The sequence below is a fragment of the Hymenobacter cyanobacteriorum genome (assembly GCF_022631375.1).
GTDB classification, from domain to species: domain Bacteria; phylum Bacteroidota; class Bacteroidia; order Cytophagales; family Hymenobacteraceae; genus Hymenobacter; species Hymenobacter cyanobacteriorum.
The window spans coordinates 494,867-519,497 of sequence record NZ_JALBGC010000003.1; the positions used below are offsets into that span (position 1 = coordinate 494,867).

Below are 24,631 nucleotides of genomic sequence, written 5' to 3' on the forward strand. Positions count from 1 at the left end.
AATGGCAAATTGGTGAATTGTACGATAAGCAAGTGCGCCCAAGTCCACGTTAGCAATTCATTACACCAAAGCCCCGGCCAGCAGCGCCGCACCCACAATCACCACGCTCGGCACCTTTTCCCAGAGCAGCAGCAGAAACGTGAGGCCCACCAGCAACGGATTCAGCGGCAGCGAGTGGATGGGACCGAGGTGGAAGGGCAGGTCGAGCATTCGGTCGGGCAGCGGGTGGTAGAGCAGGAAGGTGGCCGCGCACACCAGCCCCGCGCTCACGGCGTTGATGCCTTCGAGCGAGGCCTGCACCACGCGGTACTGCCGCAGCCGGTCCCAGAAGCGGATGACGAAGAAGATGAGAAATGTACCCGGCAGGAAAATGCCCGCCGCACCTACCAGCGCGCCCATTATCTGCACGCCGGTGCCGCCCGCCGGCCGCATGGCCAGCGCTCCGATGTAAGCCGCAATGGAGAAATTCGGTCCCGGCATGGCCTGCACCAGCCCCAGGCCCGACAAAAACTCCGGCCCCGTGAGGTAATGCTTCGACTTCACAAACTCGGCAAACAGCAGCGGGGCCAGCACCTGCCCACCGCCAAACACCAGCGAGCCGTTGCGGTAAAAATTTTCGAACAGCCGCACCGGCAGCAAATGCGTGAAGTAGCCCAGCGCCGCCGCCCCCACCAGCGTGCCGAACCACAGGAAAAAGTTGGCCCATTCCACCCGCAGCGGCTTTTTCTCCTGCACGATGGCGTGCTTGCGGTAGCGCACCGTGGTAATGGCCCCGCCCGCCAGCAGCAGCAGCGGCAGCATCCAGGGCAGCTGGAAGAAATAGGCCAGCATGGCCGCCGCCACCAGCAGCGCCACCGAGGTTTTGGTATGAATAACCTTCTCCGAAATCTTGTAGGCCGAAAACGCCACGAAGCCCACGGCCACTGGCTGCACAAACTGCACCAGCGCCGCCATGCGGGCCGGGTCGAGGTGGTTCAGCGTGAGAGCCGCCAGTGTCATCAGCACCACGGCCGGCATCATCCAGACCAATAAGGTGAGGTAAGCCAGGTTCGGCCCGCCCAGCCGAAAGCCGATGACGGTAATGGTCTGCGTGGAAGTCGGGCCCGGCAGCAGGGCGCACAGCGCCTGCAGCTCCAGCAGCTCGGCCGCCGTGATGTAGCGGCGCTTCTCCACCAGCAGCCGGAAAAACATGGCCAGGTGCGCCTGCGGCCCGCCAAAGGCCGTGAGCGACAGCCCGGCCACGTCCTTCAAAAAAATAATGCCCCGCACCCGCCGCGTCCGCTTGCCCGAGCGCCGCGGGGGCGGCGTGAGCGAAACGGGTGCGGCGGGTGGCGGGGCAGGATTATTCGTTGGGGGCAGGATTGTCATGCAGAGCGCAGCGAAGCATCTCGCGTGCTTCGTTGAGAAAGTAATTTAATTACTGCTGCACGCGAGATGCTTCGCTGCGCTCTGCATGACGTTTGTCTAAAAGCTGCTGCCTTACTTCTTCTTCAAGCCCAGCTCAATCAGGCGCTCGTTCAGGAACTCGCCGGCCGTGATGTCGGCCTCCTTCTTGGGGTTGTCGGGCGTCACGCAGTGGTCCAGGGCAGCCAGGCTCATTTCCGAGCGCGGGTGCATGAAGAACGGAATGCTGAAGCGCGAGGTATTCATTTTCTCGCGGGCGGGGTTCACCACGCGGTGAATGGTCGACTTCAGCACGCCGTTGGTGAGGCGCTGGAGCATGTCGCCCACGTTCACCACAATCTGGTCGGGCAGGGCCGTGATGGGAATCCATTTGCCGTCGCGGCGCTTCACTTGCAGGCCGTCGGCGCTGGCACCCATCAGCAAGGTAATCAGGTTGATGTCGCCGTGTTCGGCGGCGCGCACGGCATCGGCGGGCACTGCGTCCGGGTCTTCGATGGGGAAGTAATGGATGGGACGCAGGATGCTGTTGCCGTTCTTCACCTTGTCGTCGAAGTAGTTCTCGGGCAGGTGCAGGTACAGGGCAATGGCGCGCAGCACGTCTTTGCCGGCCGACTCCAGGGTGCGGTAAGTGGTCAGGGCCGTGTCTTTGAACGTGCTGAGCTCTTCGGGCCAAATGTTGTCGGGGTACTCACTCTTAATGGGGTCCTCGTCCTGCACTTCCTGGCCGACGTGGTAAAACTCCTTCAGGTCGCCGGTGTTGCGGCCCTTGGCGTGCTCCTTGCCCTTGCTGATGTAGCCGCGCTGGCCGGCCAGTTCGGGCTTCTCGTAGCGCTGCTTGGCTTCGTCGGGCAGCCGGAAGAAGGCCTGCACGTCGGCGTACAATTGTTTGGTTTGCTCGTCGTTGAGGCCGTGGTTTTTCAGCGCCACAAAGCCGATGTTCTGGTAGGCCTCGCCGAGCTGCTGCACGAAGCGGGCCTTGCGCTCGGGGTCGCCCGAACGGAAGTCGGCGAGGTCGAGCGAGGGAATCTGGTCAAGAAGTTGGTCTTGCATAACAATTTTTGGATTTACTTTGAGGCCACTACGCCCCATTGGTGGGCAACGACGCAAGTTAAGCAAAACCCCGCACCGTACCCACTACGTAAGTGGGCTGATTGTAGCCCCGCCTTCCAAATACTACTATCTTTCTCTTTTTGACCTTTTACATATGAAACGTTCCCTGTGGCTGCTGTGCAGCACTACCCTGACCCTCGGCGCTTTGGCGAGCTGCGAATCGAGCAAGCCCGCAACCGACGTTAGCGCCACGGCCGGCACTACCAGCCCCGCGGCTACCGGCGTGGCCAGCAACGAGGCCATGGAATCGAACGGCATTCGCCTGACGCCGTTCAGCGACTCGCCCAAATTCCCCGAAGCCCAGATGCAGCTGCGCGCCCCCATCGCCGGCTCCACGGTGCCCAGCGGCGAGGTAGCGTTTGATTACCAGCTCACCAACTTCCAGCTCACCAAAATGAGCGGCGGCCCCCATATGGCCCAGATGGCCAACTCGATGAAAGGCCAGCACATCCACAACATCGTGGACAACGAGCCTTATACCGCCCACTACGAAACCCGTTTCTCGAAGCCGATGGCCGACGGCCAGCACGTGGTGCTCTCGTTCCTGTCGCGCTCCTACCACGAAAGCCTCAAGCACCGCGGCGCCTACGACTTGCGTGTGGTGACGGTGGGCAAAGCCGCGCCCGGCACTGCTCCTTTCGACACCAAAGCCCCGGCCTTGTTCTACAGCCGCCCCAAGGATACCTATGCCGGTGCCGATGCCCGCCGCATCATGCTCGACTTCTACCTCGTGAACACCACGCTGGAGCCCGGCGGCAACCGCGTACGTGCCACCATCAACGGCACCGAGTTTATGCTCGACAAGTGGCTGCCCTACATGATGGAAGGCCTGCCCGCTGGCGAAAACACCGTGAAGCTGGAGTTGGTGGATGCCAGCGGCACCATGATTCCCGGCCCGTTCAACTCGGTGACTCGCACTTTTACGGTAGCCCCGTAACGGTTCGCAGGCCGCTTCTCTCAGCCAGCATAACGTCATGCTGAGCGAAGCCGAAGCATCTCTACCGCGCATCGCAATCCAATCAACAGGATTACTGCAGCGGTAGAGATGCTTCGGCTTCGCTCAGCATGACGTTCTTTTTTACCCATCGTTCCAGTCAGCCTTACCTTGCCCACCATGTCTGACGCTTCGCCTGCTCCTGCCGCCACACCCGCCTCGCCCCTGCTCACCCGCGAGCACGTGTTGCGCGCCCTGAAGCAGTTGGCGCGCGAGGCGCCGACGCTGCCGCCCGGCACCGTGTACGAGCTGGTGTACCGGGGCCGCCGCTACCCGCCCCGCGTGGTGGCCGAGCGCGCCTACCGCCTGGCCACCGGCAACCCCGAAGCCCGCTGGCCCCGCCCCGCCGGCGCCCCCACCAACACGGTGCTCGAAAAGCTGGATTTCACCATTAGCACGCGGCGGCCGGTGCTCACGCCCGGCTCGGCCACCGACGGGGAAGAAGCCGACCAGCAACAGGCCGAAGACCTTTACACCGGCCTGCCACCAGTGGCCGAGCCCTTGCCGAAGCCGAGCATCGCGGCCGAGCCCAGCGCAGCTTATGAGGCGTCCGCTTATTTGCGCGCCGAAGCCCTAACCGAGCTTTTCATCAGCGAAGCCGAGCTGGATGCGGCCCTGGCCGGCCTGCAGCGCCGCCGCAACCTGCTGCTGCAAGGGCCGCCCGGCACCGGCAAAACGTTTCTGGCGCGACGGTTGGCTTGGCTCCTGCTCGGCGCGCGCGACGAAAGCCGCATCGAGCTGGTGCAGTTTCACCCCAGCTACGGATACGAGGATTTTATGCTGGGCTTCCGGCCCGATGCGCAGGGCCGCTTCCACCTGGTGCCCGGCGTGCTGCCCCTGCTCTGCCAGCGCGCGGCGGCCGACCCCATGCGGCCCCACTTCCTGCTGATTGACGAGGTGAACCGCGGCAACGTGCCACGCATCTTCGGCGAATTATTGCTGCTGCTGGAGGCCGACAAGCGCGGCCCGGCCCACGCCCTGCGCCTGCCCTACGCCCCGGCCGAGGCCCCGCGCTTCTTCGTGCCCGAGAACTTATACGTCATCGGCACGCTCAACCTGGCCGACCGCTCGCTCAGCCCGCTCGACTACGCCCTACGCCGCCGCTTCGCCTTCGTGGCGCTGGGGCCGCAGTTCGGCCCGCCACTACAACAGTTTCTGACGGCCCGGCAGGTGCCGGCCGCGCTCGTCGAGCAACTCTGCACGCGCATGGCGGCCCTCAACCACACCATTGCCGATGACCCCGAACTGGGGCCCGATTTTGAAATCGGCCACAGCTATTTCTGCCAGCCGCCCGCCAACCCGGCCGAGGCGCCCGCGTGGCTGCGCCTGGTTTTCGAGCAGGAAATCGGCCCGCTGCTGGCCGACTACTGGCGCGAGCAGCCCGCCACGGCCGCCGCTCAGCTGCGCAAGCTGCTGGCGTAGGGCGCCGACTTTCCATATACATCATGCGCCCTCTCAGAATATTCTCCTAGCCACACTTGATGAATTGACCGACTACTGGCGCAGCCAGAAAATCTTGGCCACACCTGAAGAATCGTGGAATCCCCAAGTGGTGGCGTTTGCTAATGGGGTAACGCTTCCCGATGATTTTGTGCAGCTATATCGTTGTTCCAATGGCATGCACCTGAATACAGAGCAGTACCAGGATTTCGATGACAATTACTTCTACTTCTTATCCGCTGAAGAGCTTCGCTCAGAACGACGGGAATTAGTCATTGACTCAATGCGTGGAGTAGAAACCATCTCAACTGATGTGATAGTATTTGTAGACTACATGCACTGGAGCTGGCAATACGGACTTATTACCAACCCATACGGTGATGGCTATTTGATTGGCATAATGGGCACGCCCAACAAAATTAAGGTAATTACCTCATCTTTAGCCACTTTTTTAAGCCTATATATGGAAGATGCAGTGGTGATGTACGACCACGGTGACTAATCCATGTAACTCAGACCGGAAGATGCCCTGGTTTAACTTTTCGTGTTGCTCAACTAGCGTCACTAAAGCTCACAGCCCATCTTGTTACAATTCGTGATTCCCCTCCCCACTCTTTACTACCTTCTCTGCTACGCCTGGAACCGGCTGCCCGAGCCGGCCGTGCTGCAAGCCAGCGAAAGCACGCCGTTTGCCAAGCCGCTGGCGCTGCTGGCTCAGGTGCTGCTGCACGGTATGCGCCGCCGACTGCGCAATGGGCTGCCGCGCACCTTCCAAACCCAGGAAGCCGAGCTGGCCAGCCTGCGCGGCCGCATCGAGCTGGCCCCCTCGCTCGGGCGCGGGCTGCTGGGGCAGGGCCGCGCCGTATGCACATTTGATGAGCTGGGCGTGGATTCGCCCCTGCACCGCCTGCTGGCCCACACGCTAACCACGCTGGCCCATGCCACCGGCGTGCCCGCGCCGCTGCGCCACGAGTTGCGCCAGGCCCGGCAGCGCCTGCCAATAGCCGCCGGGGCGGAAGTCGCACCAACCGCCGCAACCTTCCGCGAGTTGCGGCGGCAGCGGCTCGATGGCGCGGCGCAGTTTCTGACCCACGTGTGCGAGCTGGTGTGGCAGGTGGCCCTACCCGAGCCGGCCGCTGATGGCCGCCGACGCTTCACCGATTTCCGGCGCGACGAAGTGCTGATGGCCCGCATTTTCGAGCAGTTCGTGCGCAACTTCTACCGCCGCGAGCAGCGCCGCTACCGCGTATTTGCCGAAACCATTGCTTGGCAAGCCGAAGCAGACCTGCCTGCCGACCTGTCCCTGCTGCCCACCATGCTCACGGATACCACGCTCGAAGCCCCCGACCGCAAAATCATCCTCGATACCAAATACTACGCTGCTGCCCTGCGCGCCCGCTACGACCAGCAGCGCCTCATCGCCCCGCACCTCTACCAGCTCTATGCTTACCTGCAAAACCAGCAGCCCGGTCCGGGCCAAGCCCTGGAAGGCGTCCTGCTCTATCCGGCCAACGCGCAGGCAGTCGACCTGCGCTACACGCTGGGTGGGCACCCGGTGCGGGTCGTCACCCTCAACCTACACCAGCCCTGGCCCGGCATCGCGGCCGATTTGCAGCGGCTGATAGAATAGGGAGCAAGAGGAGTATAACCGTTGTACTTCGCTGCGCGCTGCAAGACGCTCATTCTGCCCTGCCGGCCAATCCTCCCAAACGCAAAACAGCCCGGACTTTCCTGCTGGAAAATCCGGGCTGTCGGCGAATGCCAGAGAATTGGAGCCGGCCGCGAGGGCCAGCGGCCAATTACTTCTTAACTTCCTCGGTGGTGGTGGTGGTGGTGCCAGCAGCAGGAGCCATAGCGCCATCAGCAGCAGGAGCAGCAGCGTCCGTGGTAGCGGGAGCCATTGCGGTGGTGTCGGTGGTCGTGGTGGTCGAGGTCGAAGTCTCGGTGCCAGCAGCAGGAGTTTCAACGGTGGTCGACTCGGTCGACTTCGACTCGCAAGAGGTCAGACCAGCGGTCAGGGCCAGGCCCAGGGCAGCAACTTTGAACAGGTTGTTCATTTTGAGGGTAATTTTGAAAATGGGTTAACTTAAAAACGCCCTTTATGCCGGTATCCGCGAAAGGTAACCCGGGGCAGAAAAATATTTTTTCGACGGGTTACTTAGGCCCCTCGTTTGTATTAACCCCCAAAGTGAATGAGCAGGGGCACTCCCAACATTTCCTCTCCGTTGACTCCGACTGACGACGCACTTATTGCCGCCATCCGCGGCGGCGATGAGCGGGCCCTGGCCCACCTCTACCGGCTGCACTGGCCCATGGTGTCGCACTTCGTACTGCAAAACAGCGGTTCGGAAGACGATGCCCAGGACGTGTACCAGGAAGGCGTGATGGTGTTTTATGAAAAGGTGCGCGACGGCTCGCTCGAGCTCAGCTGCCAGATTAAAACCTACCTCTACGCCGTCTGCCGCCGGCTGTGGCTGAAGCGCCTGACCAGCAAAAGCCGCTTCGGCGTGCGTTTGCTCGACGACGAGGAGCACGGCCCGTACCTGAACACCGGTGCGGAAGATGACGTGCTGGCCGCCGAAGAGCAGGACCGCCGCTTCGCCACCATGAGCGAAGCGCTGAACAGCCTCGGCGAACCCTGCAAGTCGCTTTTGGAAGGCTTTTACCTGCTCGACAAGTCGATGCAGGACCTGACGGCAGAATTCGGCTACACCAACGCCGACAATGCCAAAAATCAGAAATACAAGTGCCTCGTGCGCCTCAAGAAGTTGTTTTTTACCCACTATAAAGAAGAACCTATTTAAGCTATTCGCTAGCCGCCGGGCGTTTTACCGGCGGAAATTCCCAGTGTTTACCCGCGGCCGCCCACCCCTCCGGTCGCTAACGCCATGATGACTGAAGCAGACTATTACGCCTTATTTGAAGCCTACGCCGCTGGCGAGCTGGCCGCCCCGGCCCGCGCCGACCTCGAAGCGCGCCTGAGCGCCGACCCTACGTTCGCCCTGCGCTACGCCGACTTCACCGAGCTCACCGATACGCTCCGCGCCCTTGGGCAGCGGCAGCAAGCCCGGCAACAGCTGCGCGGCATTCACGCCGCCATGCTGGCCGCCGAGGCACCCGCCGAAATAGAAACTCCGGCCGCGGGCAAGCTCACCCACACGGTGCACCCCATTCTGCGCATTTCGCGCACCGAGCGCAAGCTCCGCGAGTTCTGGAGCGGACACCGCGCCACGGTGGGCGTAGCTGCCTCGGTGGCCGTGATGGCGGTGTTTGCCACGCTGCTGGGCCTCGATTTGTGGCGCGCTACCAAAACGCAGCCCGGCTATCAGGCGCTGCGCCTCGAAATCAATAAAATCAAGCGCAACCAGCGGGCACTGTCCACCATCATCACGCAGGGCACGGCGACTACGCCGCCGGTTGAGCCCAGCAAGTTCAGCGGCACGGGCTTCGCCCTCACGTCGGAAGGCTACCTCGTTACCAGCTACCACGTGATTCAGGGCGCCGACTCGGTACTGATTGAAGGCCGCGACCGGCAGCGCTTCCGGGCCGAGCCGGTGTATTCTGACGTCAAGCACGACCTGGCCATTCTGCGCATCACCGATAAGAAATTCAATGGTTTTGGCCGGCTGCCCTACGCCATTAAATCGGGGCAGGCTGATTTGGGCGAGCGGGTGTTCACGCTGGGCTACCCACGGGAGGACGTCGTATATGGCGAAGGGGCTCTCAGCGCCCGTTCGGGCTTCGAAGGCGACACGGCCTTCTACCAAATCAGCATTCCGGTGAACCCCGGCAACTCGGGCGGCCCGCTGCTCGACGAGCGCGGCAACCTGATTGGTGTGGTGAGCGGCCGCCAGAACGATGCCCAGAGCGCCGCTTTCGCAACGAAGTCGTCGTATTTGGTGCGGCTGGTCGATTCGCTGGCTGCTACCGCCAAGGCCGATGCGCCCTACCACCTGCCCCGCTACGGCCAGCTGGCCGGCTCGGGCCGCCCGCAGCAGCTCAAGAAGCTGCGCGACTACGTGTTTGTGGTGAAGGTGTACGAAAAAGAATAGCGTCGCTTTCTACACTGCCTCAGGCTTTCCAACGCCCCGTTCCTGCCGGAACGGGGCGTTTTGCTTTATGCCCCTCAACTACCGTCTATATATTTATTTCACGATGCTTTCGCAACGAATTGTGTAATGAATTGCGCCGGGCCGCGAATAACCTTGCGGGCCGAAACCTAGTATCTAAGCCCGGCGACGCGGCCGGTGCCGCGCTCCTTTTCTGCTACTTATTAACTCCCGAATTCCGTGGCTTCAAACCAACAAACCCCGCCCAATGGCAACGACGTTGCCGGCTCGGCCATCTTCAAGAAATTCATCAGCGCAGCCGAAGGCTACATTAAGCAGCCCACCCGCCTGAAATCACTGCTGACCGACGCCTACAAAAAGGCCAGCGAGAAAAACGACGTGGGCACCCTGGCCCACGAGGCCTGGGAGACGCTCCAGACCATGTTCCGGCTCATCAAGGCCTCGGTTTCGGGCGAGTACACGGGCGTGCCGACCAGCACCGTGGCGGCGGCCGTGGCCGTGCTCATCTACTTCATCAGCCCGATTGACCTGATTCCGGACTTTATCCCGGTACTGGGTTTGCTCGATGACGTGGCGCTGGTGGCCTGGTTCTCTACCACCCTCAAGCATGAGATGGACAAGTTCCACGAGTGGGAGCTGACCCGCCCGGCCGAAGTGAAAACGGAGCCGGCCACATCATCGGCATCGGCCAGCGGCCTCACGCCCAAAGCCGATGCGCCCATGGCCCAGCCGTCGCACTCCAACGACCCGGCCGCCAGCACGCCGCAGCCCGCCGATGAATCGGCCAAGCACGCCGGCACCGCTAGTGTGGCCGCCAACACCACCGACAGCAGCCGTGAACCCGGCACCACCGCCACCGATACCGGCGGCAACGTGCGCTAACCCATAGCCATAAAAAAAGCCCCCGCAACAGTTGTTGCGGGGGCTTTTTTTATGGGTTCTGACACCAGATACTACGCGGCGGCGGCGTGCTCGCGCACGTAGCGCACGAAGTCGCCCACGGTGGTGAGCGGAACTTCGTCGGGGATGGTGATGCTGAAATTGCGCTCCAGCTCGAGGATAATGTCGACCACGTCGAGGGTTTCGAAGCGGAGGTCGCGGGCGAGGCTGGCGGTTTTGCGCACGCGGCTGGCCCGAATGGCCTTGCGCTTGCTGATAATGCGGAATACCTGCTGCTCGATAGTAGCGGTGGGGGCGAGGCTAGTAGTGGATACGTACATAATAAAGCGGCGAAAAAAGATGGTGAGTGAGCCCTAGCAGTGGCGCGGGCCAGGTGCCCGCCGGCGGCAGCTGCTGCAACAGCTGCCGGCCGGCGGACACCGACAACGCCTTAAGCGCTATGCCAGTACCGGCGGCGTAGCCGCCTGTATTTCCTCAGAGTCCACCTCTTCCGGATTGGTTGCAAGGGTGTCCGGATTTTTTCCGGAAATTTTTGCTTTGAGGCTTTCGCTCAGCAAATACATCACCGGCACGACCAGCAACGTGATGCCCGTGGCGAATACCAGACCGAAGATGATGGTCCAGGCCAGCGGGCCCCAGAACGTCACCGACTCGCCGCCGATGAAGAAGTGGGCGTTGCCGGAGTTGAACAGCTCGTAGAAGTCGATATTCAGGCCGATGGCCAGCGGGATGAGGCCCAGCGTGGCCGCCGTGGCCGTCAGGATTACCGGGTTCAGGCGGGTGCGGCCGGCCAGCACGATGGCCTCGCGCAACGGCATGCCCTGCGCCCGCAACATGTCCATGAATTCGACCAGCAGAATCCCGTTTTTCACCACGATACCAGCCAGGGCGATGATGCCCACGCCCGTCATCACGATGCTGACGCTTTGGCCCGTGATGGCCAGGCCCCAGAACACGCCCGCAATCGAGAACAGCACTTCGGAGAGGATGATGACCGGCTTGCTGAACGAGTTGAACTGCGTCACCAGAATCAGGAAGATGAGGCCCAGGGCGCCGATGCCGGCCAGCGGCAGGAAGTCGGAGGTTTCTTTCTGGTTTTCCTGAGCGCCGCCCATGTTGATGGTGTAGCCGGGGGGTAGCGGGAAGGATTTGAGGGCCGTCTGGATGTTGCGCACCACGTCGGGGCCGGTGTAGCCGCCCAGCACGTTCGAGCTGATGGTGATGATGCGCTTGGTGTCCTTGCGCTTGATGCCGCCGTAGGTGCTGCCGTAGGTGACATCAGCGATGGCCGAAATGGGCACCTGGCGCACGGCGCCGGTGGCGTCGCGGAAGGTGAGCGGGGCATTTACCACCGCGTCCACGTCGTCGCGGTAGGGTTTGGCGTAGCGCACCTGGATGGGGTATTCGTCGTCAGCCGTTTTGAATTTGCTGGCCTCGGTACCGTAAATAGCGGTGCGCACTTCCAAACCAATCTGGCCGGTGCTGATGCCTTCGCGGTTGGCGCGGGTGCGGTTGATATTGACGGCGATTTCGGGGTTGCGGTCTTCGAGATTGGAACGCAACTGCTCGACACCGCCAATTTTCATCGAGTCGACGTAGCGGATGACCTTTTTCGAAAGGGCAGCCAGTTTGGGGTAGTCGTCGCCGGCTACTTCGATGGCGATTTCCTTGCCCGTGGGCGGGCCGCTGGCTTCCTGGTCGACCGATACTTCGGCGCCGGGAATGCCTTTTACCACCTCGCGGATTTTATCCATATAGGTGTGGGTGGCGGGGCCAGTACGCTCGCTCAGTTCCTTGAAGGCCACGCCGACCTTGCCCATGTGCGATTGCGACACGCCGGCGGCGGTAGCTTCGCCGGGGTCGCCGGCGCCGATGGCCACGTTGGTGATGACCGATTCCACGTCGGGGTTTTTCTCACCGATGACGCCGTAGATGCGTTTTTCCAGCACTTTGGTGATGGAATCGGTGACGGCCACGCGGGTGCCAACCGGCATTTTCAGGTAGGTGTAGATGAATTTGGGGTCGCCCTTCGGGAAGAAGGCCACGGCCGGCTTGCGGATGCCCACGGCCACGAACGAGCCAATAAACAGCACCACCACGCCCACCATCACCATCACCGGATGGCTGATGGACCAGCCCACGAGGCTGCCGTAGCCGTTCTGGAAGCGCGGCAGGGCACGCGTCTGGAACCAAGCAATCATTTTCACAAACACGAACTTATCGAGGAAGCACAGCAGGATAACCGTGATGGACAGGTTGCCCACGAAAGTGGAATGCGCCACGTAGCCGATGATGGCTACCACGAGCAGCACGCCCATGGCAATCAGGAAATTGCGCGTCAGTTTCGGCTTGCTGTGCAGGTCGTCTTCGAAATGCTCCTCGCGCTCCATAAAGCTCACGGCAAACACCGGGTTCATGATGAAGGCCACGACCAGCGATGCCATCAGCGTGATAATGAGCGTCACGGGCAGGTAGTACATAAACGAGCCCACGATGCCGGGCCAGAACAGCAGCGGCACGAACGGCGCCACCGTGGTCAGCGTACCAGCAAGTACGGGGATAAATACCTCGCCGGCGGCGAATTTGGCCGCTTTGGGGGTGGTCAGGTTGGGGTGCTCGTGGAGCAGGCGGTGGGTGTTTTCGATAACCACAATGGCGTCATCGACCACGATGCCCAGCGCCAGCAAGAAGGCGAAAAGCACAATCATGTTCAGTGTGAAGCCGAACACGGGGATGACCAGGAAGGCCAGGAACATCGAAATCGGCACCGAAAGGCCCACAAACAGGGCGTTGGTGGTGCCCATGAAGAACATCAGAATCAGCGTCACCAGCAGGAAGCCGATGATGATGGTGTTGATGAGGTCGTGCAGCGTGACGCGGGTGTCGTTCGAGGTGTCGCCGGTCACGGTAATGGTCAACTCCTTGGGCAGGCTGGCTTTCGAGTCAGCAATCAGGGCCTTGATTTTATCCGAAGCGTCAATCAGGTTTTCGCCCTGACGCTTCACCACGTTCAGGGTAATGGCGGGCTTGCCGTCGAGGCGGGCGTAGCTTTCGCGGTCCTTGAAGCCGTCTGTCACGGTGGCAATGTCGCCGAGGCGTACGGGCGCACCGTTCAGGTTTTTGATTTGGATGTCGGCAATGTCGGCGGCCCGCACGTACTGGCCGGCCACGCGCACGGCGCGCTTCTGCCCGCCCACGTCGATGGAGCCGCCCGAAACCGTCACGTTCTCCCCGCCGATGGCGCGCGAAATGTCCGAGAAGCCGAGGCGCGAGGCGCGCAGCTTGTTCAGGTCTACATCCACGTTCACCTGCTGGTCGAGGGCGCCCACGATGTCCACGCGGGTGATTTCGGGCAGGGCCTCAATCTTGTCCTGGAAGTCGTCGGCGAACTTTTTGAGCTGGGCGGCAGGGAGGTTGCCGGCCAGGTTGACGAACATGATGGGCTGCTCGGAAATGTTGATTTCCTTCACCAGCGGGGCACTCGGCAGGTCGTTGGGCAGCTCGGTGCTGGCCTTGTCCACGGCATCCTTGATGAGCTGCTTGGCGGCCTGCACGTCCACGCCGGACGTGAATTCCACGTCCACTATGCAATAATCCTGGTTCGAAGTGGAGTTGATGTGCTTCACCCCGTTCACGCTCTTAATCTCCTTTTCGAGCTGGCGCGTCACCAGGTTTTCGATGTCCGTCGGCGAGGTGCCGGGGTACACCGTGGCCACGATGATGCGCGGAATCACGATGTCGGGGAATTTCTCCTTGCCGAGCTTGATGTAGGCAAAAATGCCCGCCACGCACAGCAGCACCGTGATGATGTAAATGCTGGTTTTGTTATTGATGGACCAACTGGTTGGGCCAAATTCTTTTTCGATATCCTGCATGACTTTTAACGAAAAGCTTGAGAACTATTTAGGTGTAGAGACGCATAATTGCGTCTCGTCGTCTGCGTCGTTTCACGATTCTGTTCAACGACGAGACGCAATTATGCGTCTCTACGCGCCCTGCACGGCCACCTTCTGGCCTTCGTTCAGGTTCTGGTAGCCGCCCGAAATCACTTGGTCGGCAGCGGTGAGGCCGCTGGTCACTTCCACCTTGCCGTTGTAGGTATTGCCGGTTTTGATGATGCGCTTCTTAGCTACGGCCTTGCCGGCCTCCTGAGCCACCACGTACACGTAGCTGTTTTCTTCGTCGTGCTGCACCAGGTCCACCGGAATGACGGTAGCACTGGCAGCGGCGTAGTTCTGGATGCGCACCGTGGCCACCATGTTAGGACGCAGGTCGGCAGCTTTGGCACCTTTCAGGCGCAGCTCCACCGTGAAGGTGCGGCTGGTGGCGTTGATGCTGCGGCTCACCACGCGCACCGTGGCGGGAATTTCCTCGCCGCCGAGGTCCGGGATGGTCACCACGGCGTTGTCGCCGGCCTTGATGCTGTTGCCGTAGGCCTCCGACACATCGGCCAGGATTTTGCCGCCCGTGCCGCTGGTCAGGCGCACCACCGGCGCGCCGGGCGCGGTGATTTCTCCTAGCTTGGGCAGCACCTCATCCACGGTGCCCGAGAACGGGGCCACTACATTATATAAGGCACGCTGCTGGTTGAGCGTGGCCAGGTTGCGCTGCAGGGCTTGATAGTTGTTCTTGGCCTGCAGGTACTGGATTTCGGTGCCAATCTGCTGGTCCCATAGGCTCTTCTGTTTTTCGTATACGGTTTTAGCGAGGTCCATGCGGGTGCGCAACTCGGCGGCATTGGCGTCGAGGATGCTGGCATCCACGGTTGCCAGCACCTGGCCCTTGCTCACGCGGTCGCCGCGCTGCACGCGGATGCTGGTGAGCGAGCCGGCGGCGCGGCTGCCCACGGTGGCGTTCTGGTCGAAATCGACGCGGCCCTGCACTTCGAGGTAGCTTTTGAAGCTCTCGGGCTTGGCGTTCATCACCGAAACCGGCGTGGGGGCCACGGTGGCGGGGCCACCGGTTTTGGCTTCCAGCTCGGTAATCTTGGCCTGCGTGGCGGCCTGCTCGCTTTTCAGCTTGGCGAGTTCGGCCTTGGGGTCTTTGTTGGAAGAGCCGCCGCAGGAAGCAAGCAGCAGCGTACCGGCGAGAAACAGCGCGGCGGGTTGAGTTGAGGAGAAACGCATGGGTAAGCGGGGTGATTTGGAGTAGGGTGCGGGGCTTGCCCCCGCCCGTCGTAAAACGTATTCGTTGAGGCGGCGCGAACGCCGGGCGGGGGCAAGCCCCGCCCCTACCCGTTAGTTATTTCTTAACCTGGCTATACAGCTCGCCAGTGGCTTTGTCGCGGTCGACTTTCGCCACCAGCACGTCGTAAACAGCGCCGTAGTAGTTGGTCTGAGCCGAGCGCAGGTCAGTCTCGGCCGTAATCACCTCCAGGTTGGAGCCTACGCCGGCGTTGAATTTGATGCGCGTGACGCGGGCCACGTCGGTGGCCAGGTCGAGGTTGGCTTTCTGGTTGTCCAGCACATCCAGCGCGTTGATGAGCGTAGTGCGGCTCTGGGCATCCTGCAAGTCGATACTCTGCTTCAGGGTTTCGAAGCCGCGCTCGATGGTTTGCTGCTGAATGCGCGTTTGCTGCACCAGGTACTTGCGGCGGAAACCGTCGAACACCGGCACCTGCAGGCTTAGGCCCACGTTGCCGAAACCGAACCAGTTCTGGTTGGCAAAGCCGGCCGAGTTGCGCGAGTCGGGCCCGCGGAAGGCGAACAGCTCGCTGCCCGTTTTGGCCGAGCCCGTGAAACCGTAAGCCCCCGTGAGCACGAGGCGCGGGTAGGCGCCGGCCTGGCGGTTGCGCAGGTCGAGGCCGGCCAGGGCCTGCTGGGTTTCCAGGGTCGAGAATTCGATGCGGTTGTTGTAGTTGATGGCCCCGCGCGCGGCCACCGACTGGCCACCCGAGAGGGCGTTCTGCTGGTCGAGGCGGTTCTGGGCGGCGGTGTTATCGGTGCCGGGCGACACCGGGGCGGTGGGCACGGCCCCGAGGCCATCCACGCCGCCGCCATTCGTCAGGCTGGCGGCACCGAGGCGCTGTCGCAACGAACCGGCATCCACTACGGCCGCGCCGAGCGAGTCCGTCAGCTGGATATTTTGCTGCTGCGGGAGGCCCATCTGGAATTTCAGCAGGCCCACGCTCAACTCGGTGAGGCGCTGGGCTTTCTGCTGCTCCACCACCAGGTTGTTGCGCTGCACGCGCAGGCGGTCCACGTCGAGCTTCTCGGCGAAACCGGCTTTGTAGGTCTTATTGGTCTGGTAAAGCACCGTGTCGAGGCGCTGCACGTTGCGGGCCAGCAGGGCGAGGCGCGAGCGGGCCACCAGCGTGCTGTAGTAGGCCTTGCTCACCTGCTCCACCACATCGATTTCGGCCTGCTGGGTCTGCTTCTTGGCCAGCTCGGTGTACACTTTAGCGGCTTTCAAACCAATCAGATACGAGCCATCGAACAACAGCTGCGACACCGAGGCGCTGGCGTTGCCAGCGTATTGCAGGCCGAAGGCAAACGGCTGCGGCGGCAGGGCCAGCTGCTGGGTGCCCAGCACCTGTTGCTGGCCGCCCTGGGCAGCAGTTAAGTCACTCTGCGTAAGCACGGTTTGCGAGAGCGGGAAGCTCACCAAGCTCTTCTGCAGCTTAAAGTTGTCGGACACCGTGGCGGCCACGTTCACCTGCGGCAGGCCGGCGCTCTTGATTTCGCCCACCCGGGCGGCGGCCGTGGCCTCGCCCAAGCGGGTAGCCAGCAGCGTCGACTTATTCTGGATGGCGTAGCTCACCGCCTGTTGCAGGCTCAGCGGCATGGTGCCCGTGGTGGGCGGGGCCGCGGGCATGGCTTTCGGCGACGTTTGAGCAAGCAGCGCCTGCGGCACGGCCGCACTCAGGGCAGCCGCCAGCAGGAATCTGGTTCGAAACAGCGTGTTCATAAACAGCTAAAAAAGAAAACGGGGAAGCGGGGAAAAGCGGATTATTCGGCCTCGGTGATGTGCCGGTACTGGTTGATGAGCTTGTGGCCCTTGAGCGTGGCCACGCCCAGCAGAAAATGCTCGTCGAACACCTGGTTCACGCGCATCGGGCTGAACTGCGCGGGCGGGTACAGCTCGGGGTCGAAGGCCAGCTCAATCTGGGCCAGGCTGAGGCGGGCCAGCACCTCCACGTCGAGGTCGGGGCGGAAGAGGCCCTCGGCCATGCCCCGGCGTAAGTTTTCGGTTATCTGGGCCAGGATGAAGGTGTTTTTGTGCGCCCTGAACAAGTCCCAGGCCGTGGGGTGGTACTTCTTCAGGTCGTTGAAGATGCTGGGGTGGATGTCGGCAAACTGCTCGTCGGCCCACTTCGATATCAGCAGCATTTCTTCCACGGCGTTGGCGGCCTTGCCGGCCACCACCGCGCAGTCGCCCTGCACGCCGTTGAGGTGGTTGGTGATGCCCGCCATCACAATCTGGTCCTTGTTTTCGAACCATTTGTAAAGCGTTTTTTTCGACATGGCCATGTCGGCGGCGATGTCGTCCATGCTCACGCTTTTGATGCCGTTACGCAGAAAAAGCTTCTGGGCGTGGTTCAGGATTCGGTCTTTGATTTCCATAACTAACGCCGCAAAGATACGATGGAAACTTTCATTGTACTCAAAGTTTCCATTTTCTTTTTGGCGTTCCCAGCAAGCCCGGGCACTTTTCGCCTCTGCCTGACGCATAGCCGCCGCAGATATTTTACCGTTTCCCGAAAAAAAGTGAGATACGACCCGCATGACTAACTAATTTGACTGGCAATACAAAGCTAATAAATTTAGCTTATTAGTATGCATTAATCGTATTATTAATTTGTGAAAATGCCCGCCGCGGCGCCCTGCGCCGGAAGCGCCCGCCGCCCGGTACTTTTGCAGCGGCCGCGTTGGCCCGCTCTTACTTTGCCCTTATGAAAATCCGGACCGGCTTCGGCTACGACGTTCACCAACTGCAGGAAGGGTTGCCCTTCTGGCTCGGCGGCATTGAGGTGCCGCACACCCACGGGGCCCTCGGCCACTCCGATGCCGACGTGCTCATCCACGTCATCTGCGACGCGCTGCTGGGTGCGGCCAACCTGCGCGACATCGGCTTTCACTTCCCCGACACCGACCCGCAATACAAGGGCATCGACTCAAAAAAGCTGCTCTCCGGCGTGATGCGCCTGCTGCGCGAGCGCGGCTACGAGGTGGGCAACATCGACTCGACCATTTGCTTGGAGCGCCCCAAGGTGAACCCGCACATTCCGGAAATGCAGCGCGTGCTGGCCGCCGTGATGGGCATCGCCGAGGAGGATATTTCCATCAAAGCAACCACCACCGAAAAACTGGGTTTTGTGGGCCGGCAGGAAGGCGTGGCCGCCTACGCCAGCGTGCTGATTCAGAAAGCGTAATTATTTGCCTGGAATGTAGAGACGCGACACTTCGCGTCTCGGCGGCCGCGCCGTTCAGGGCACGTTCAATTTGCATCGTTCAACGCCGAGACGCGAAGTGTCGCGTCTATACATCGTTCTAGAATTTCCCACCACAATTTATAAGATGAAGCAAACCCCTCTCCTGCTGGCCTTTCTGGCCCTGGCCAGCGCCGCCCCGGCCCACGCCCAGGGCAAGGTTAAAGTAAAAACCAAGCCTGCCACCGGCGCAGCCGCCACCAAAATCAAAACCACCACCGGCAAGGCCGACGGCAAAGACTGGAGCGTGAAATACGCCGACATGGTGAATGCCGAGCGCCTGCGCACCCATCTGGCCGTGCTGGCTTCGGATGAGTACGAAGGCCGCGAAACCGGCCAGAAGGGCCAGCACATGGCCGCCGACTACGTGGCCAAGCAGTTCAAAGCTGCCGGCCTGACGGGCCCGGTAACCACCGGCACCGACCCCTACCAGCAGCATTTCGACGTGGAGCAGGTGACCTGGGCCGAAGGCAACACCCTGAAAGTGGGCAGCACCAGCTATGCCTGGCTGACCGACTTTTACGGCACCGGCGACTCGCCGTTCGGCCAGGAAACCAGCGTGAAGCCGGTTTTTGTGGGCTACGGCATCGAGCAGGACGGCTATTCCGACTACGCCAACGTGGACGTGAAGGGCAAGGACGTGCTCATCCTGCTGGGCGAGCCCACCGGCGACGGCGGCAAGGCCCTGCTCAGTGCCGACGGTGCGCCCACGAAATGGGGCACCGATACCGGCCGCGGCGCCAAGGCCACCCTGGCCGCGCAGAAAGGCGCGCGCTCGGTGTTTTACGTGAGCTTTAACCCGACCAGCAACTTTAGCAAGCAGGCCGGCCGCCTGGCCCCGTTCATCGCCCGGCCGTCGATGGTGATGGTGGGCAACGACCGGCCGGGACGCGTGCCGGCGTTCTTTATTTCGCCGGCTGTGGGCCTGGCCGTGCTAGGCACCACGGATGCGGCCATGCAGGCCTACCTGGGCAAAATCAACAGCACCAAGCAGCCGGTAGCTTCCACTTTTACGGTGGTGCCGATGCAGATTAAGGCCGAGCGCAAGCGCGAGAAGCTGGATACGCAGAACGTGCTGGGCTTCATCGAAGGCACCGATAAAAAGGCCGATGTGATTGTGATTTCGGCCCACCACGACCACCTCGGTAAGCACGACGGGCAGGTGTTCAACGGGGCCGACGATGACGGCTCGGGCACCTCGGCGATTGTGACGATGGCCGAAGCCTTTGCCAAGGCCAAGAAGGAAGGCCACGGCCCGCGCCGCAGCCTGCTGTTTCTAAGCGTGACGGGCGAAGAAAAGGGTCTGTTTGGCTCGGAGTATTACTCGAAGCACCCGATTTTCCCGCTGGCCCAAACGGAGGCCGACCTGAACGTGGACATGATTGGCCGCACCGACGTGGAGCACGAGGGCAAGCCCGACTACGTGTACGTTATTGGCTCGGACAAGCTGGCCTCGGAGCTGCGCGTTATTCTAGAAACGGAGAACAAGAAATACGGCCCCATCGACATGGACTACCGTTTCGACGACCCCAACGACCCGAACCGCTTCTACTACCGCTCCGACCACTACAACTTCGCGGTGAACAAGGTGCCGGTGGCGTTTTTCTTCAACGGCGTGCACGCCGAATACCACAAGGAGAACGACGAAATCAGCAAAATCGAGTTCGATAAGATGGAGAAACGGGCGCGGCTGGTGTTCCACACCGCCTGGGAGCTGGCCAACCGCGACGGCCGCATTGTCGTTGACTCGAACAAGCCGTAGTTTTTATCGCAACTGTCTGATTCGTCTGTCATCCTGAGCGCAGCGAAGGACCTTCTCACGACTGAACTGTTTGCAGGCATTGACTACTGCTAATCGTCCAGTCGTGAGAAGGTCCTTCGCTGCGCTCAGGATGACAGACGTTTTTCATTTCATTTCCAGTGTTCCACCTCTCTCCTACCCCATGCTGAAGCCCCTCGCGCTGGCCACTCTGCTGCTGGCCGGCGCGCTACCCGCCGCCGCCCAGAATGCGCCCACCAAAATCAAGATAAAAACCAAAGGAGCAACGGTTGGCCCCGCTGCGCCGGACCTGTCTCGCACCTACGCCGCGCTCATTCAGCCGGCCGACCTGCGGGCGCACCTCACGGTGGTGGCTTCGGATGCGATGCATGGGCGCGAAACGGGGCAGCCGGGCCAGAAGCTGGCGGCAGAATACCTGGTGAAGCAGTTTGCCGAAATTGGGCTGCAAGGGCCCGTAGCGGGCAGCGACAATCCGTATTTGCAGCACTTTCAGCTGGCGCGCAGCACGTATGCGCCGGGCGGCTATTTGCAGGTGAACGGGCAGCGGCACGAGTACCTGAGCGACTGGTTCAGCTACGGGCCGATGCCGTCGCCCTTCCTTACCGAAACGGCTTCGCAACCGGTTTTTGCGGGCTTTGGAGTGGAGCAGGGCACGTATTCAGATTATACCGGGCTCGATGTGAAGGGCAAGGACGTGGTGGTGATAATGGGCGAGCCGCAGGACGAGCGGGGCCGCAAGCTGCTGAAGCCGCTGGGTCGCAAGGCCGACTACTGGGACTCGGGCCTGCGCAAGGCGGCGCTGGCCAAGGCCCACGGCGCCCGCAGCATTTTTTTGATGACGTTTGCCCCGGCGGCCGCTTTTCAGAAGCAGACGGCCGAGTTGGGCGAGTCGTTGCGCGAGCCGGCGTTTTCGCTGCCCGAACCGGGACCGGAAATTATCGACACGGTGGCCGAGAATATCCCGCCGGGCATTGGCGTGTACTTCACCTCGCAGGAGCTGGGGCTGGCGCTGGCGGGCACCACCATGAACGGGCTGGTCGACTACGTGCGGGCGCTGGGCCGGGCCGGGCGGCCGGTGCCGGCGGGTTTCCAGGCCCCCGCGGCGGCTATTTATCTACCCCAGAATCAGCAGCCGCTCACGACGGAGAACGTGCTGGGCTTTCTGGAAGGCTCGGATAAGAAGGACGAGGTGCTGGTGATTTCGGCCCACTACGACCATTTGGGCGTGAAGCACGACACGATTTACAACGGGGCCGACGACGACGGCTCGGGCACGGTGGGCGTGCTGGCGCTGGCCAAGGCCTTTGCCCAGGCCAAGAAGGACGGGCACGGGCCGCGCCGCAGCATTCTGTTTGTGCTAATGACGGGCGAGGAAGAAGGCTTGTTTGGCTCGGAATACTACACGGCGCACCCCGTGCTGCCGCTGGCCAGCACCATTGCCGACCTGAACATTGACATGGTGGGCCGCACCGACCGCAAGCACAGCCCGAAGAAGCATTTCGTGTGCATTGTGGGCTCGGATAAGCTGTCGTCGGAGCTGCACGCCATCAACGAGGCGGCCAACCGCGACTACACGCACCTGGAGCTGGACTACCATTTCAACGTGCCCGGCGAGCCGGAGCACATCTACTACCGCTCGGACCATTACAACTTTGCGCGCCGCAAAATTCCGGTCATCTTCTATACCACCGGCGAGCACGTGGACTACCACAAAGCCACGGACGACGTGGAGAAGATTGAATTCGATAAATTGGCGGAACGCGCCCAGCTGGTTTTCCATACCGCCTGGACGCTGGCCAACCGCGAGCAGCGCATCGTGGTTGACTCCAACAAGCCTTGATTTCCCATGACTACCGCCACCAAAGCCGACCAGTTTCAGCTCGACGCCGAGCGCAAAGCCTTCGACCGCGAGCACCGCCGCAAAATCCGCTTCAACATCGGCAAATACGACGCGGCCGTGAGCGCCGGCCTCAAGCTCTACGACGAGCACGAGTTGGCCCGCGACCGCGGCGCCTACCTGAAAGCCACCGTGCTGGAGAAGCTGGACGAGTACCTGCTGCAGTTCGAGGCCGCCTTCACGGCGCGGGGCGGGCGCGTGATTTGGGCGCGCGATGCGGCCGAGGCACTGGCCGAAATCGGCACGCTGACCAAGGCCCGCGCCACCAAAACCGTGGTGAAGGCCAAGAGCATGACCACCGAGGAAATCCACCTCAACAAGTACCTCGCCACGCAGGGCATTGAGTCGGTGGAGACGGACCTGGGCGAATACATCGTGCAGCTGAACGGCGAGCGGCCCTACCACATTGTGACGCCCGCCATGCACCTGAGCAAGGCCGACATCAACGACATTTTTGTGAAGCACCTGGGCACCGAAAGCACCGACGACGCCCAGAAGCTCGTGCTCACGGCCCGCCACCTGCTACGCGGCAAGTACACCGCCGCCGAAGTGGGCGTGACGGGCGGCAACTTCCTCATTGCCAAAGAAGGTGCCGTGGCTGTGACCGAGAACGAGGGCAACGCCCGCCTCTCAGCTACCTTTCCGAAGCTGCACATTGCGGTGGTGGGCATCGAGAAAGTCATTCCGCAGCTCACCGATTTGGACTTGTTCTGGCCGCTGCTCAGCACCAGCGGCACGGGGCAGCAGGTGACCGTTTACAACACCGTCTACTTCGGCCCGCGCCAGCCCGACGAGGTGGACGGACCCGAGGAAATGGTGGTGATTCTGCTGGACAACGGCCGCACCAACCTGCTGGCCCAGCCCGACAAGCGCGCTGCCCTGCGCTGCATTCGCTGCGGCGCCTGCCTGAATGTGTGCCCGGTGTACAAAAACATCGGCGGGCATACCTACGAAACCACCTATTCCGGGCCCATCGGCTCGGTCATCAGCCCGCACTTATCGGGGCTGCCCGAGCACAAGCACCTGAGCTACGCCAGCAGCCTGTGCGGGGCCTGCACCACGGTGTGCCCGGTGCGCATCCCGCTGCACAACCTTTTGCTGCTCAACCGCAAGCAGAGCGTGGAAGAAGGCCATGCGCCAACGGAAGAGAAAGTAGCCATTGGCCTGTGGCGCTGGAGTATGCAGCACCGCTGGGCCCTCGACCTGCTGCCCGTGAAGCTAAAGGACTGGAGCCTGGGCCGCCTGCTGGGCCAGGTGGGCTGGAGCAAGCGCCGCGCGAGCCTGCACATCGGCGGGCCCTCGTTCCGGGAGCTGTGGCAGGCGCGGGCGAAGCGCTAAGCGACTTCGGCGGTTTGCGGGCGCTGTGCGTATCAAGGGTTTTCGCCGCTTATGCCCGCATACCTGCTGTTTGCCTTGCGCGTTGTGACCGGCCTGGGCGGCATGGTGCTGGTGATTACCACGTTGTCGGCGGCCATTCGGTCGTTTGTGCTGCCCCGCAACGAGGTGGTGCGCCTGAACGTGTGGGTATTCATGGGCATCCGGACGGTTTTCGACGGGGCGGCCAAGGTGGCCAATTCCTACGAGCGGCGCGACCGCATCATGGCGCACTACGCGCCGGTGGCGCTGGTGGCGCTGCCCGTGGTGTGGGAGGCATTGGTGAGCGTGGGCTACACGGGCATGTACTGGGCCGTGGGCGAAGGCACTTGGCTGCACTGCTACCAACTGAGCGGCAGCTCGTTGCTCACGCTGGGCACCATCGATGATTTCAGCCTGTTCGGCGGCGTGCTCACTTATTCGGAGGCGGCGCTGGGGCTGCTGCTGCTCACGCTGCTGCTGTCGTATTTGCCCACTATCTACCAAGCGTTTTCGCGGCGCGAGGCCACGGTGGCACTGCTGGAACTGCGGGCCGGCACGCCGCCCACGGCCGCCTGCCTGCTGGGCTGGCTCAACCACGACGGCTCGGTGCAGAACGACGACCAGCAGTGGGCCGAGTGGGAGCGGTGGTTTGTCGAGATTGAGGAAAGCCACACCTCGCTGCCCATCCTTTCGTTTTTCCGCTCGCCGCAGCCGGGCCGCTCCTGGGTAACGGCCGGCGGGCTGATTCTGGACACGGCCGCGCTGCTGTTTGCCGCCGTAGATGGCCCCCAGCCCCGCCAGGCCCAGCTTACCTTCAAGGCCGGCTGCCTGGCGATGAACCGGGTGTACCGCTTCTTCGACGACAAAGCCGGCTCGGAACCCACGGACCTGCTGCCCGAAGGCGAAGGCGCCGACCCGGGCCGGGCCGAATTCGACGAAGCCTGCCGCATTCTGGCCGGCAAAGGCCTGAAAATTTGCGACGACCGCACGGCCGCCTGGCAACAGTACCGCGAGCTGCGCAGCCGCTACGCCACGGCCGTCCAGTTTCTGGGCCGCCTGCTCATGGCCCCGGGCACGGCCACCACCTAGCCCTACTTCTTGGCAATAGTAGCCCGGGCCATTGGCCGGGCAAACGTGCGCTCGCGCAGTTGGTTTGGGCGTTGAGCCGGTTCGGTAGGGCGCAATATTCAGCTATAGGCGTGCTGGCAAAACGTGGCTTGCGCAACGATGACAGCGGGGTTTTGACCGTTCG

19 protein-coding genes and 1 pseudogene are annotated in these 24,631 nt (G+C 62.1%); 12 read left to right on the forward strand and 8 right to left on the reverse strand.

Going from position 1 to position 24,631, the window contains the following annotated elements; genetic code table 11:
• Window positions 1-60: 60 nt before the first annotated feature.
• Entirely contained in the window at window positions 61-1,368 is a 1,308-nt protein-coding gene (chrA, locus tag MON38_RS11935; RefSeq protein ID WP_241936397.1) for a chromate efflux transporter, read from the reverse strand.
• Between the two features lie 111 nt (window positions 1,369-1,479).
• Window positions 1,480-2,454 carry an isopenicillin N synthase family dioxygenase gene (locus MON38_RS11940; protein WP_241936398.1) on the reverse strand — a complete coding sequence of 325 codons (975 nt, stop codon included), beginning with the start codon at window positions 2,452-2,454 and terminating at the stop codon, window positions 1,480-1,482.
• Between the two features lie 154 nt (window positions 2,455-2,608).
• Here MON38_RS11940 and MON38_RS11945 point away from each other — a divergent pair, with 154 nt between their 5' ends.
• The 4 genes from MON38_RS11945 (at window position 2,609) to MON38_RS11960 (ending at window position 6,578) form a co-directional block, all read left to right on the forward strand.
• Window positions 2,609-3,451: a hypothetical protein gene (locus MON38_RS11945; protein WP_241936399.1), complete on the forward strand. Its 843-nt coding sequence runs from the start codon at window positions 2,609-2,611 to the stop codon at window positions 3,449-3,451.
• A gap of 177 nt (window positions 3,452-3,628) precedes the next feature.
• A complete protein-coding gene (locus MON38_RS11950; protein WP_241936400.1) occupies window positions 3,629-4,930 on the forward strand; it encodes an AAA family ATPase in 1,302 nt (433 codons plus the stop codon).
• Window positions 4,931-4,994: 64 nt separating this feature from the next.
• Window positions 4,995-5,450, forward strand: coding sequence for an SMI1/KNR4 family protein (locus tag MON38_RS11955; RefSeq protein WP_241936401.1), 456 nt, complete (start codon window positions 4,995-4,997; stop codon window positions 5,448-5,450).
• Between the two features lie 93 nt (window positions 5,451-5,543).
• The gene (locus MON38_RS11960; protein WP_241936402.1) at window positions 5,544-6,578 is read left to right on the forward strand and encodes a 5-methylcytosine restriction system specificity protein McrC; all 1,035 of its coding nucleotides are present in this window, start codon (window positions 5,544-5,546) and stop codon (window positions 6,576-6,578) included.
• A 169-nt stretch (window positions 6,579-6,747) separates the two neighbouring features.
• On the opposite strand, the gene MON38_RS11965 is transcribed toward MON38_RS11960, so the two are convergent.
• Complete coding sequence (locus MON38_RS11965; RefSeq protein ID WP_241936403.1) at window positions 6,748-7,005, reverse strand: hypothetical protein; 258 nt, start codon at window positions 7,003-7,005, stop codon at window positions 6,748-6,750.
• 168 nt (window positions 7,006-7,173) lie between these two features.
• Between MON38_RS11965 and MON38_RS11970 the strand changes: the two genes are divergently transcribed.
• The 3 genes and pseudogenes from MON38_RS11970 to MON38_RS22970 all read left to right on the forward strand — a co-directional run.
• Complete coding sequence (locus MON38_RS11970; RefSeq protein ID WP_338423770.1) at window positions 7,174-7,752, forward strand: RNA polymerase sigma factor; 579 nt, start codon at window positions 7,174-7,176, stop codon at window positions 7,750-7,752.
• Between the two features lie 84 nt (window positions 7,753-7,836).
• On the forward strand, window positions 7,837-9,000 hold the full coding sequence (locus MON38_RS11975; RefSeq protein WP_241936405.1) for a S1 family peptidase: 1,164 nt from the start codon (window positions 7,837-7,839) through the stop codon (window positions 8,998-9,000).
• A gap of 438 nt (window positions 9,001-9,438) precedes the next feature.
• Window positions 9,439-9,600 (forward strand): annotated as a pseudogene (locus tag MON38_RS22970) (YkvA family protein); the annotation flags it as partial.
• A gap of 371 nt (window positions 9,601-9,971) precedes the next feature.
• Here the strand turns inward: MON38_RS22970 and MON38_RS11985 are convergent.
• The 5 genes from MON38_RS11985 to MON38_RS12005 all read right to left on the reverse strand — a co-directional run bounded on the left by MON38_RS11985 (window position 9,972) and on the right by MON38_RS12005 (window position 17,480).
• Complete coding sequence (locus MON38_RS11985) at window positions 9,972-10,238, reverse strand: acyl carrier protein (RefSeq protein WP_241936406.1); 267 nt, start codon at window positions 10,236-10,238, stop codon at window positions 9,972-9,974.
• A gap of 117 nt (window positions 10,239-10,355) precedes the next feature.
• Window positions 10,356-13,793 carry an efflux RND transporter permease subunit gene (locus MON38_RS11990; protein ID WP_241936407.1) on the reverse strand — a complete coding sequence of 1,146 codons (3,438 nt, stop codon included), beginning with the start codon at window positions 13,791-13,793 and terminating at the stop codon, window positions 10,356-10,358.
• 111 nt (window positions 13,794-13,904) lie between these two features.
• Window positions 13,905-15,044 carry an efflux RND transporter periplasmic adaptor subunit gene (locus MON38_RS11995; RefSeq protein ID WP_241936408.1) on the reverse strand — a complete coding sequence of 380 codons (1,140 nt, stop codon included), beginning with the start codon at window positions 15,042-15,044 and terminating at the stop codon, window positions 13,905-13,907.
• 115 nt (window positions 15,045-15,159) lie between these two features.
• Window positions 15,160-16,824, reverse strand: a complete 1,665-nt coding sequence (locus tag MON38_RS12000) for a TolC family protein (RefSeq protein ID WP_241936409.1) — start codon at window positions 16,822-16,824, stop codon at window positions 15,160-15,162.
• Between the two features lie 41 nt (window positions 16,825-16,865).
• Complete coding sequence (locus MON38_RS12005; RefSeq protein ID WP_241936410.1) at window positions 16,866-17,480, reverse strand: TetR/AcrR family transcriptional regulator; 615 nt, start codon at window positions 17,478-17,480, stop codon at window positions 16,866-16,868.
• A 329-nt stretch (window positions 17,481-17,809) separates the two neighbouring features.
• Here MON38_RS12005 and ispF point away from each other — a divergent pair, with 329 nt between their 5' ends.
• From ispF to MON38_RS12030, 5 genes are all read left to right on the forward strand, one after another.
• On the forward strand, window positions 17,810-18,289 hold the full coding sequence (ispF, locus tag MON38_RS12010) for a 2-C-methyl-D-erythritol 2,4-cyclodiphosphate synthase (protein WP_241936411.1): 480 nt from the start codon (window positions 17,810-17,812) through the stop codon (window positions 18,287-18,289).
• Window positions 18,290-18,434: 145 nt separating this feature from the next.
• A complete protein-coding gene (locus MON38_RS12015; protein ID WP_241936412.1) occupies window positions 18,435-20,108 on the forward strand; it encodes a M28 family peptidase in 1,674 nt (557 codons plus the stop codon).
• A 181-nt stretch (window positions 20,109-20,289) separates the two neighbouring features.
• Window positions 20,290-21,966, forward strand: a complete 1,677-nt coding sequence (locus tag MON38_RS12020; protein ID WP_241936413.1) for a M28 family peptidase — start codon at window positions 20,290-20,292, stop codon at window positions 21,964-21,966.
• A gap of 6 nt (window positions 21,967-21,972) precedes the next feature.
• On the forward strand, window positions 21,973-23,361 hold the full coding sequence (locus MON38_RS12025; protein ID WP_241936414.1) for a LutB/LldF family L-lactate oxidation iron-sulfur protein: 1,389 nt from the start codon (window positions 21,973-21,975) through the stop codon (window positions 23,359-23,361).
• A gap of 51 nt (window positions 23,362-23,412) precedes the next feature.
• Window positions 23,413-24,468, forward strand: a complete 1,056-nt coding sequence (locus MON38_RS12030) for a hypothetical protein (protein ID WP_241936415.1) — start codon at window positions 23,413-23,415, stop codon at window positions 24,466-24,468.
• Window positions 24,469-24,631: the final 163 nt, after the last annotated feature.

What these genes read in the sequence shown, in the direction of transcription:
- chrA (WP_241936397.1), bottom strand. Translation starts at nt 1,368, where the DNA reads ATGACAATCCTGCCCCCAACGAATAATCCTGCCCCGCCACCCGCCGCA.
- MON38_RS11940 (WP_241936398.1), bottom strand. Translation starts at nt 2,454, where the DNA reads ATGCAAGACCAACTTCTTGACCAGATTCCCTCGCTCGACCTCGCCGAC.
- MON38_RS11945 (WP_241936399.1), top strand. Translation starts at nt 2,609, where the DNA reads ATGAAACGTTCCCTGTGGCTGCTGTGCAGCACTACCCTGACCCTCGGC.
- MON38_RS11950 (WP_241936400.1), top strand. Translation starts at nt 3,629, where the DNA reads ATGTCTGACGCTTCGCCTGCTCCTGCCGCCACACCCGCCTCGCCCCTG.
- MON38_RS11965 (WP_241936403.1), bottom strand. Translation starts at nt 7,005, where the DNA reads ATGAACAACCTGTTCAAAGTTGCTGCCCTGGGCCTGGCCCTGACCGCT.
- MON38_RS11975 (WP_241936405.1), top strand. Translation starts at nt 7,837, where the DNA reads ATGATGACTGAAGCAGACTATTACGCCTTATTTGAAGCCTACGCCGCT.
- MON38_RS11985 (WP_241936406.1), bottom strand. Translation starts at nt 10,238, where the DNA reads ATGTACGTATCCACTACTAGCCTCGCCCCCACCGCTACTATCGAGCAG.
- MON38_RS11990 (WP_241936407.1), bottom strand. Translation starts at nt 13,793, where the DNA reads ATGCAGGATATCGAAAAAGAATTTGGCCCAACCAGTTGGTCCATCAAT.
- MON38_RS11995 (WP_241936408.1), bottom strand. Translation starts at nt 15,044, where the DNA reads ATGCGTTTCTCCTCAACTCAACCCGCCGCGCTGTTTCTCGCCGGTACG.
- MON38_RS12000 (WP_241936409.1), bottom strand. Translation starts at nt 16,824, where the DNA reads ATGAACACGCTGTTTCGAACCAGATTCCTGCTGGCGGCTGCCCTGAGT.
- MON38_RS12005 (WP_241936410.1), bottom strand. Translation starts at nt 17,480, where the DNA reads ATGGAAATCAAAGACCGAATCCTGAACCACGCCCAGAAGCTTTTTCTG.
- ispF (WP_241936411.1), top strand. Translation starts at nt 17,810, where the DNA reads ATGAAAATCCGGACCGGCTTCGGCTACGACGTTCACCAACTGCAGGAA.
- MON38_RS12015 (WP_241936412.1), top strand. Translation starts at nt 18,435, where the DNA reads ATGAAGCAAACCCCTCTCCTGCTGGCCTTTCTGGCCCTGGCCAGCGCC.
- MON38_RS12020 (WP_241936413.1), top strand. Translation starts at nt 20,290, where the DNA reads ATGCTGAAGCCCCTCGCGCTGGCCACTCTGCTGCTGGCCGGCGCGCTA.
- MON38_RS12025 (WP_241936414.1), top strand. Translation starts at nt 21,973, where the DNA reads ATGACTACCGCCACCAAAGCCGACCAGTTTCAGCTCGACGCCGAGCGC.
- MON38_RS12030 (WP_241936415.1), top strand. Translation starts at nt 23,413, where the DNA reads ATGCCCGCATACCTGCTGTTTGCCTTGCGCGTTGTGACCGGCCTGGGC.